This window comes from bacterium, from assembly GCA_035380285.1.
Classification (GTDB): Bacteria; Auribacterota; Erginobacteria; order Erginobacterales; family DAOSXE01; genus DAOSXE01.
In genome coordinates this window covers 1-8525 of the sequence record DAOSXE010000058.1, presented here as the reverse complement: position 1 = coordinate 8525, position 8525 = coordinate 1, and the positions used below count along the sequence as shown (strand labels likewise).

Annotated in this window: 8 protein-coding genes; 5 read left to right on the top strand and 3 right to left on the bottom strand. The window is 70.3% G+C overall.

All coding sequences use genetic code 11. The features are described from left to right. Positions 1-703 precede the first annotated feature (703 nt). Genes PLZ73_12440 through PLZ73_12430 form a run of 3 tightly spaced genes read left to right on the top strand, consistent with a single transcriptional unit; the run spans position 704 to position 3184 of the window. Complete coding sequence (locus tag PLZ73_12440) at positions 704-1459, top strand: DUF364 domain-containing protein (protein HOO78682.1); 756 nt, start codon at positions 704-706, stop codon at positions 1457-1459. Further along, complete coding sequence (locus tag PLZ73_12435; protein HOO78681.1) at positions 1452-2303, top strand: MBL fold metallo-hydrolase; 852 nt, start codon at positions 1452-1454, stop codon at positions 2301-2303. The genes PLZ73_12440 and PLZ73_12435 overlap by 8 nt, the downstream gene beginning before the upstream one ends. Next, positions 2300-3184: an ARMT1-like domain-containing protein gene (locus tag PLZ73_12430; protein HOO78680.1), complete on the top strand. Its 885-nt coding sequence runs from the start codon at positions 2300-2302 to the stop codon at positions 3182-3184. The genes PLZ73_12435 and PLZ73_12430 overlap by 4 nt, the downstream gene beginning before the upstream one ends. Here PLZ73_12430 and PLZ73_12425 read toward each other — a convergent pair. Beyond that, the gene (locus PLZ73_12425; protein ID HOO78679.1) at positions 3181-3897 is read right to left on the bottom strand and encodes a thermonuclease family protein; all 717 of its coding nucleotides are present in this window, start codon (positions 3895-3897) and stop codon (positions 3181-3183) included. The genes PLZ73_12430 and PLZ73_12425 overlap by 4 nt on opposite strands. 57 nt (positions 3898-3954) lie before the next feature. Here PLZ73_12425 and PLZ73_12420 point away from each other — a divergent pair, with 57 nt between their 5' ends. Continuing rightward, entirely contained in the window at positions 3955-4713 is a 759-nt protein-coding gene (locus PLZ73_12420; GenBank protein ID HOO78678.1) for a hypothetical protein, read from the top strand. Between the two features lie 12 nt (positions 4714-4725). Here the strand turns inward: PLZ73_12420 and PLZ73_12415 are convergent, their stop codons facing one another. After that, a complete protein-coding gene (locus tag PLZ73_12415; protein HOO78677.1) occupies positions 4726-5106 on the bottom strand; it encodes a hypothetical protein in 381 nt (126 codons plus the stop codon). 209 nt (positions 5107-5315) lie between these two features. Here PLZ73_12415 and PLZ73_12410 point away from each other — a divergent pair, with 209 nt between their 5' ends. Beyond that, positions 5316-7466 (top strand): hypothetical protein, encoded by a 2151-nt coding sequence (locus PLZ73_12410; protein ID HOO78676.1) that lies wholly within the window; start codon positions 5316-5318, stop codon positions 7464-7466. Positions 7467-7517: 51 nt separating this feature from the next. Here PLZ73_12410 and rpoN read toward each other — a convergent pair. Beyond that, positions 7518-8525: RNA polymerase factor sigma-54 (rpoN, locus tag PLZ73_12405; GenBank protein ID HOO78675.1), on the bottom strand; the 1008-nt coding region annotated here is incomplete at its 5' end.

The following is an 8525-nucleotide window of genomic DNA, read 5'->3' as shown; positions in this document are numbered from 1 at the left end:
CGGACTACGACGGGGACGGGACCTGGGACTTCGCCGTCTTCCGCTCCGCCTCGGGGAAGTGGCTGATCCGGGGCGTGACCGCCCCCTACTACGGCGCCTCCACCGATCTGCCCGTCGCCAACCCCTGAGGGGAGGGGGGCAGAGAGCAGAGTGCAGAGAGCATGGAGAAAAGCCCCTCCGCCACGGACCCTTTAGGGTTCAGGCCTGGATTCTACCATGAAGTTCATGAAGGGGGGGAAAAGAGGGTTCGGGGTTCAGGGTTCAGGAACCCACCACCACGCCCCCGGAAGCAGTCCACAGACCTGCCTGCGGCAGGCAGGTGACACAGATGGGGAAAGGGTTTTGGGGGAGCATAAGAAGGGATATTTGAAGTCATTGCGAGGAGCCTGGGCGACGAAGCAATCTTAAAGTTCCCTATGGAGAGATTGCTTCGTCGTCCCGCGAGACGCGGGACTCCTCGCAATGACGGGAATACTCTTTGCTCTACGCTCTATGCCCTATGCTTCTCACAGGTGCAAAAATCTTCAGAGGCCGAGGTGGGGGGCCTCTATGCTCCATGCTCTATGCCCTATGCTTTTCACAGGTGCAAATATCTTCAGGGGCTGAGACAAAGGCTATTGAATCCTGAATCTTCCCCCCCAATCTGGTACTATCCAACCTCGGGAACCAGCGCCCCGCGGGCGCGGAGCAAGGGGAGGCAAGCATGGCCGTCGCGGATCAGGAACACCTGCTGGAAGAGATGATCGCGGACCTGCCCGGGGACGCGGAGGTCGAGGACGTCTGCATCGGGCCCTTCGACACCCTGGTCAAGAGCGCGGGCTGGGGGCTGTCGAGCACCTTCCGCGACCCCTGTTCCGGGCACGATCCGGCCTGGGTCCGGGGGGCGGGGGAGCTGGTGGGTAAGTCAGCCCGGGAACTGGCCCGGCTCGCCCTCTCCCCGCGCCTGCTGGAGGCGTCGCTGGGCATGGCCGCCCTCAACTCCCTGCTGGCGGCCAACGGACGGGGCTGCCCGGAAATCAACGCCGCCCGCATCGTGGCCGATCGCGCCCGGGGGAAGAACCTGGTCGTGGTCGGCGATTTCCCCTTCCTCAGGAAGCTGGAGGGGGAAGTCCGTTCCCTGACCGTGATCGGCCGACCTCCCGGGGAAGGGGAGGAAGGGGTCCGGGAAGCGGCCGGGCCCCTCTCCCGGGCCGACGTCGCCGCCGTTTCGGCCAGCGCCTTCATCAACCGCACCGCCGCCGACCTCCTCGCCCTCTGCCCCCGGGCCTACACCGTCCTCCTGGGGCCGACCGCCCCCTTCAGCCCCGTCCTCTTCCGCCGCGGGGTCGACGTCGTCTGCGGCTCCCGGGTCGAGGACCCGGCCCGGGTCCGGGCCTACGTCTCCCAGGGCGCCTCCTTCCGGCAGATCCGGGGCCTGAAGCTGGTCGCCTGGTTCAAGCCGGAGGCGGCCGGTGCTTGAGGCGACCGTTCTGGTCGAGGAGACGGCCCCGGGGGGGCTGGCCGGGGCCCACGGCCTCTCGTTCCTGATCTCGGGGCGGTTCGGGGCCCTGGTCTTCGACGCCGGTCCCGGTCCCGAGGCCGCCGCCAACGCCGCCCGGCTGGGAGTCGACCCGGGGCCGGTCGCGGGGATCGTGCTCAGCCACGGGCACTACGACCACGCCGGGGGCCTGGAGGCGCTCCTGCGCGCCTTCGGCCCCCGCCCGGTCTACGCCCACCCCGGGGTCTTCCGGCCCGGCCGCTGCCGGCTGCGGGACGGGGCGGCCCCCCGCGCCATCGGGGCCCCGTCGGGGGCCGGCGCCCTGGAGGCGCTGGGGGGCCGGTTCCGCTTCAACCGCGAGCCCGCGCAGATCCTCCCGGGGGTCTGGCTCAGCGGCGAGATCCCCCGCGGGCGCCCCCCGGAAGGGGACGAACCCTTCCTGGCGGTCCGGGAGGGGGACGGCTTCGTTCCCGACCCCTTCACGGACGAGCAGTACCTGGCGGTCGAGGAGGAGGGGGAGGTGGTCCTCTTCAGCGGCTGCGGCCACGCCGGGTTGGGCAACACCCTCGAACACGCCCGCCGTCTCTTCCCCGGCCGCCGGATCGCCGCCCTGGCCGGCGGCTTCCACCTCTGCTCGGCCCCGGCGTCGTCCGTCGCGGCCGCCGTCGCCGAAATCGCGGCGCTGGCCCCGGACACCGTCGCCGCCGGGCACTGCACCGGCGACCGGGCCCTGGCCGAGCTGGACCGGGTCCTGGCTGGAAACTTCGTCCGGCTCCGCGCGGGCCTGACGCTGACCCTGCCGCGAAGGGGGGAGGGGGGAGGATGAAGGCCCGGGCCCGGACCGTACACACCTACCTCGACTGCATTCCCTGCTTCTTCCGGCAGGCGCTGCGGGCGCTGCGCCTGGCCGGGGCCGACGAGGCGCTGCAGGGGGAGATCCTTTTGGAGTTCTCCCGCCGCCTGGGAAACTTTACTCCCGCCGATCCCCCGCCCGCGCTCGGGCGCGAACTCTACGCCCTGATCCGGGAACGGGTGGGGAAGGACCCTTACCGCGAGATCAAGCGCCAGGCCAACCGGGAAGCGCTGGCCCTCTACCCCGAGCTGAAGGAGCGGATCGCCCGGTCCGGCGACCCCCTGCGGGCCGCGGTCGGTTTCGCCATCGCCGCCAACATCATCGACTACGGGGCCGGGACCGAACACGACCTGAACGCGGAACTGGAACGGGCCCTCCGGGCCGGGTTCGGGACCTTCGAGTACGACGCCTTCCGCGAGGCCCTCGGCCGGGCCGGCTCGGTCCTCTACCTGGCCGACAACGCCGGGGAGATCGTCTTCGACCGGCTCCTGGTCGAGGAGATCCTGGCCCTGGGCGACCACGACCTGACCCTGGCGGTGCGGGGCGCGGCCGTGATCAACGACGCCACCCGGGACGACGCCCGCCAGGCCGGCCTGGAGGAGGTCTGCCGGGTGATCGACAACGGCGACGACTCCCCGGGCACAATGCTCGAGCGCTGCTCGGACGAGCTTCGCCGCCGCTTCGCCGACGCCGACCTGGTCGTGAGCAAGGGGCAGGGCAACCTGGAGTCGCTCTGGGGGGCGCGCCAGGCCGGCCTCTTCTTCCTCTTCAAGGTCAAGTGCGCGGCGGTGGAACGGAACCTGGGGCTGGACCGAGGAGAGACGGTCCTCCTCCGCAACCCGCCGCCGGCCTAGCGGGAATCGTCCGCCGCCGTTTCGGCGAAGGAAGCCAGGCCCATGGCCTCCGCTTCCCCGCCGGTCACGCGGAACCGTTCCGCCTCCGGGACCTGGACCAGGGCCGGGTCTTCGGGGCGGAAATAAAAATCGCAGTGCTTGCCCCCGGTCAGGTAGGAGGGGGGGCGGAAGCTCCCCGGCTGGTTTTCCCAGAGGCCCCGCCGCCGGGCCTTGGCCTCGGCCTCCCGGGCCCGCAGCTCTTCGCCGCGGAGCAGGGCGTTGCCGTAGTCGGCGTAGCGGGCGTACCCCTCGCGCAGGAGCACTCCGTTGACCAGTTCCCCGTTGTAGACCACGTAGGCCAGGGTGCGGCCGTACTTGCCGGTGCGGGGCTCGTCGAAGACCAGCCCCACCTCCCTGCCCTCCACCAGGCGCCCCAGGAAGTTGGCCGCGTCCCGCCCCCAGGGCTCGTCGGTCCCGTGGTAGCTCCCCCCGGAGAGTTTCCTGATCTCGGGGGCGTTGATGCCGAGGAACCGGATCCGTTCCCCGTCCTCGAGGATGAGGGTGTCGCCGTCGATCACGTAGTCCACCCGGGCGGTCCGCTCGGGGACGAGGTCTTCCCCCTTCTCCCCGGGCCGGGGCGCCTCGGGCCCCCCGCAGGACCACCCGGCGGCGGCCACGGCCAGGAAGAGGAGCGCCGTTTTCCTTCGAAACTTGACCTTGTTCCCCGACGGCATTGGCTCTATCCTCTATCCCGGTAAACCCGCCAACAGCTTAATCGGGAGAGAAACCTCATGTCAAGAACGGCCGCGCTGATCTGCATCCTCGGTCTGGCCGCCGCCGCCTCGGCCCCGGCCCAGCCCTATTTCCAACCGCAGGAGGGCGGCCAGGAGTTCAACGGCGACGTCACCGCCCTCTTCCCCTCCCAGTACATCTGGAGGGGGTTGGAGTACAACCCCGATTTCGTCTTCCAGCCCTCGATCCGCCTCAACGAAAGCGGTGTCGAGATCGGCGCCGACGGGACCCTGGACATGACCAACGTCGACGGGCTCAAGGGGGATTTCTCCCAGTGGCGCTTCCGGGGCGGCCTGGCGCGGCGGACCGCCGAGGGCGGCGTCTCCCTGATGTACGTCTACTACTATTACCCCGAGCACAACCGCCACAAGACCCAGGAACTCGCCCTGGAGATGTCCTGGGGTCGGCCCCTCTTCATCGAGTTCGACATCTACTGGGATTTCGATTACGCCGAAGGGTTCTACGGGAAAGCCGACCTCGGCTATTTCCTCGATATGAGCCCGTTCTTCCTCACCCCCCGGGTGGGGATCGGCGGGGCCGACGGAAAGTGGAACGAAGCCTACTACGGGGTGGACAAGACCGCCTTCTGCGATTTCCTCACTTCCCTGGAGCTGGGGATCGACCTGGGGGAGGGGCTCCTGGTCACCGGCAGCGTCTCCTATTACCAGATCGCCTCGTCCGACCTCCGGGAAGCGGTCCGGCCCCTCCAGCGGGGCGACTACTGGTGGTACACCCTGGGGGCCGCCTGGAACTTCTGATCCGGCCGGGGGTCAGTCTCCGAAGATGGAAGGTCCCGGCTCCCGCTTCCCGCCGCCGGGCCCGCTTTCTCCCGTCTCCGGCGCCTTGGGGGCGAACCGGGGGCAGGAATCGAGGGCTTCCACCTCCCGGCCGCGGAGAACGCACTTCTGGACGAAAGGGTTGACGACGTAGTGGGCGCAGAGGTAGCAGACCCGCCTCGGCCCGCTCCGGCGCAGGAATTCCGGAGTCTCCTCCCGCTCCGTCTCGACCTCCCCGGGGGCGAATTCGCGCCCGCAGAGGGCGCAGGTCTCGATCTCCCCGACCGCGGTGAATCCGTCGTAGCGGGTGACGGTCTTCAGCCACGATTCCTGCCCGCAGGCCGGGCAGACGAACGTTCCTCCGGTTCCGTTCATGCGCGTGTCCTCCCCGGGCCGGTCCCGCCGGCCCGGATGACAGTATACTCCCCCGCCCCCGTCCGGGGAAGGGCCCCGCGGGCGGGTTATTCCTTGGCAAACCGGCGCAAGTTTGATAAAGAGAAAACATCGCACCGAACCTCCCGCGCGGCCGCGGGGCCCGAAGACGTTTCCCCCGGCCCGGCAGCGGGGATTGAAGGAGGGTTTCCATGATGAAAACGGCAGCGGCTTCGGTCGCGGTTTTTCTCGGGTTCTGCCTGGTTCCGGCGTCGCCGGTCCGGGCCGGGTACGACGTCGTGGCCTCGTGGGGGAGCGAGGGGACCGGCGCCGGCCAGTTCCGGGCTCCCAACGGGATCGGCCTCGGCGCCGGGGGCGAGGTCTACGTGGCCGACCGGTTCAACGACCGGGTGCAGGTCTTCAGCGCCGCCGGGATCTTTCAGCGCGCCTGGACCCTCCCCGACACCGGGATCGCCGAGGGGCTGGCCTTGGGCGCCTCCGGGTCCGTCTACGTCTGCCAGAACGTGCAGGAACGGGTGCTGCGGTTCACCTCCGCCGGGGTCCAGACCGCCGCCTGGGGCGGCGAAGGTTCGGCCCCGGGCGAGTTCAGATATCCCTGGGGCGCGGCCGTGGGCCCGGACGGGAGCGTCTATATCTGCGACTATTTCAACTACCGCGTGCAGAAGTTCACGGCCGACGGCGTCTTCCTTAACGCCTGGGGGAGCCAGGGGAACGCCGCCGGCCAGTTCGACCGGGCCGAGGGGATCGCGGCCGGCCCCGACGGCAAGGTCTACGTCGCCGACACCTCCAACTTCCGGGTCCAGGTCTTCGACGCCGCCGGGACGTTCCTGGGGCTCTTCGGGAGCCCGGGCATGGGCAACGGCCAGTTCGTCTGGCCTCACGGGGTCGCGGTGGGCCCCGACGGCCGGATTTACGTCTCCGACCACACCGGCAGGATTCAGGTCTTCGGCGCCGATTACGCTTTCCAGGCCACCTTCGGCGGCGCCGGGACCGCTCCCGGGCAGAACCGGATGGTTCTGGGGCTGGCCGTCGATGCCTCCGGGAACGTCTACGCCACCGACGACCTGGTCGACCGGGTCCAGGTCTTCGCCCCCGGCCGGGCGCCGACCCCCGAGCCCCCGCCGCCCGTCCTCGGCGCCGCCAGCGACTTCGAGGAGGAGTTCTTCCCGCCTTCCGGGTGGAGGGCGGAGGGGAACGCCGAGCGCACCGAGACCGAGAGCCGGTCCCCCACCCACAGCGTCCTCCTGGCCGCGGCCGGCGACGGCGTCGTCACCCCCCTGGTCGCGAACGCGTCCGCCTGCACCTTCTCCTACCGGCCCGGGATCGGCCCCCTCTTCGAGATGCTCCGGCTCGAGTACTCGCTGGACGGGGAGACCTGGGCGTTCTTCCGCAAGTTCGCGGGGAGCGCGGGCTCGTGGCACAACCAGGAGGTCGATTTGAGCGGCTGTCCCTCGGAGATGTTCCTGCGGTTCTCCTGGGACGAGTACAACGACGAAGGGGCCACGATCTGCCTGGACGACGTCGCCGTCACCGCTTCGCGCTCGCGCGGCGGCCGCGCCAGCGCCGCCTCCGGCGACTACAACGGGGACGGAGTTTCCGACATCGCCGTCTGGCGGGGCGCGACGGGGCTCTGGGCGGTGCGGGGATTGGGGCGCTCGTATTTCGGCCGCGACGGCGACGTGCCCGTCCCCGGCGACTACAACGGGGACGGCGTCACCAATCTCGCCGTCTGGCGCCCCTCCACGGGGCTGTGGGCGGTGAAGGGGGTCACCAGGACCTACCTGGGCGGCCCGCTGCTCGACCCCCGGCCGGTCCCGGCCGATTATGCCGGCGACGGCACCTGCGAGCCCGCCCTCTTCCAGGGCTGGATCGGGGCCTGGCTCTTTCCGGGGCAGTCCCCGGTCTGGTTCGGGCGACCCGGGGACCTTCCCGCCGTCGCCGACTACGACGGCGACGGGGCCGACGAGATCGCGGTCTTCCGGCCCGAAACCGGGGCCTGGCTGGTCCGGGGGACCACCCGGAGCTACTTCGGCGAAGCCGGGGACGTCCCGGTCCCGGGCTACTGGCGCTGGTACGCTCCGGAGACGAAGACCGGTCCGTTCCGCGCCCTTCCCGCGGTCTTCCGGCCCGGGACCGGACTCTGGGCGGTCCGGGGCGAGACCCGCTTCTACCTGGGCGCGGCCGGGGACGAACCCGTCCCCGGCGATTTCACCGGAAACTCCCTGGAAGACGCCGGGGTGGCCCGGCTCGGCGGCAACCCCAGCGCCAACGGGCTCTGGATCATCCGCGGCGTGACCCGGGCCTATTTCGGCGAGCCCGGCGACCTCCCCGCGACCAGGTAAGAGCGGTTCCCCCCCCTCCCGTCCCTTCCGGGGGACGGGGGGAGGGCGGGCTCAGGCCCGGCGGCGTTCCCGGGTCGAGGGGATCCCCAGCTGCTCCCGGTACTTGGTCACGGTCCGCCGCGCCACCTCGACCCCGTCCCGGCTCAGGAGCTCGGCCAGCTTCCGGTCGGAGTGGGGGCGCCGGGGGTTTTCTTCTCCGACCAGGCGCCGGATTCTGTGCCGCACCCGTTCGCTGGAGACGTCCTCCCCTCCCGCCCCCTTGAGCGCGGTGGAGAAGAAGAAACGCAGGGGAAACGTTCCCCGGGGAGTGTGGATGTACTTGTTGGCCACGGCCCGGCTGACGGTGGATTCGTGGACGTCGAGGGCCTGGGCCAGTTCCTTCATGGTCATGGGTTTGAGGTGCTCCGCCCCTTTTTCCAGGAACTCCGGCTGCCGTTTCATGATCTCCGCCGCCAGCCGGTAGAGCGTGTTCTCGCGCATGTCCAGGTTGCGGATGAGGTCGAGGGCCCGGCGGATCTTCTGGCGGAGGTAGCGCCGGGTCTCGGGGTCGGTCTCCGGGTTCTCCAGCATCCGGCGGTAGGCCCCGCTGATCCTGATCTCGGGGTTGTGCTCCTGGTTGAGGGAGATGTGGTAGTCGCCGTCGACGTCGGCCAGGGTGATGTCGGGGATGACGTAGGTCCCGGTCTCGTCGTGAAAGGGACTGGCGGGGCGGGGGTTGAGGGTGGCGATGAACGCGGCCGCGGCGCGGACCTCCTTCTCGGAGACGCGCAGCGCCCGGGCGATCCGGGCGTATTCCCGGCGGCCCAGTTCCTCCAGGTGCCCGGAGACGATCCGCGAGGCCAGGGGGTGGGGGAAGGGGGAGGCGTAGATCTGCAGGAGCAGGCACTCCTCCAGGCTGCGGGCGCCGATCCCCGGGGGGTCGAGGTGCTGGACGGCGGTCAGCGCCCGCTCCACGGTCTCGATCCCGGCGCAGGCCTCCTCGGCCAGGATTTCCAGGTCCGTCCCCAGGTAGCCGTTGCCGTCGATGCGCCCGATGATGGTTTCGGCGATCTCCCGTTC